The 774-nt window shown below is 63.0% G+C and carries 1 protein-coding gene; it reads right to left on the bottom strand.

Going from position 1 to position 774, the window contains the following annotated elements; translation table 11 throughout:
• Positions 1-56: 56 nt before the first annotated feature.
• A partial coding sequence (locus HX803_RS32205; RefSeq protein ID WP_178926089.1) for an ATP-binding protein occupies positions 57-774 on the bottom strand: 718 nt, incomplete at its 5' end.

Below are 774 nucleotides of genomic sequence, written 5' to 3'. Positions count from 1 at the left end.
GCGGTGGTTCAGGCGACATCACTATTAGCTGTGCCGCCGTTTTCGCAGGCAGGCGCCTACAGATTGATCTTGATCTGCGCACACAGCCCGCCGCTCGGGCGGTTGCTCAAGGTCAGCGAGCCGCCAATCGCCACGGCCAGTTGCTGGGCAATCGCCAGCCCCAGCCCGGTACCGCCGGTGCCGCGGTTGCGTGAGCTCTCTACCCGGTAGAACGGCTGCATCACTTGCTGCAGCTCGTCCTCGGCAATGCCGGGGCCGTTGTCGAGCACCTTGATCGACAACTCGCCACTTGCCGTCGAACCCACTTCCAGTTGTGCAGAACCGGCGAACTTCAAGGCGTTGTCCACCAGGTTCACCAGCACTCGGCGCAGGGCGTGGGGGCGAGTGTCGAGCACCACGGCGCTCTTGCCGGTGAGACTGACCTGCTTGTTCATGTCCTGGTAGTCGAACACCAGGCTGTCGAGGAAGGCGTCAAGGTTGATGCGGTGACTGGCTTCGGTGGCACCGTGCACGCTGCGTGCATAGGCCACGCCTTCGCGCACCAGGTGCTCCATTTCCCCCAGGTCGCTCCACAGTTTGTCGCGGTCGACCGAGTCTTCCATGAACTCGGCGCGCAGCTTCATGCGGGTGATCGGGGTTTGCAGGTCATGGGAAATCGCCGCAAGGATCTGCATGCGCTCCTTGAGGTATTCGGCAATGCGCTTTTGCATTTCGTTGAACGCCGCCGCTGCGTGGGCCACTTCGGTGGGGCCTTTTTCGTCCAGGGGCGTGGGG

The organism is Pseudomonas sp. P7548 (assembly GCF_013386585.1).
Taxonomy (GTDB): domain Bacteria; phylum Pseudomonadota; class Gammaproteobacteria; order Pseudomonadales; family Pseudomonadaceae; genus Aquipseudomonas.
This window is presented reverse-complemented; position numbering and strand designations above follow the sequence as displayed.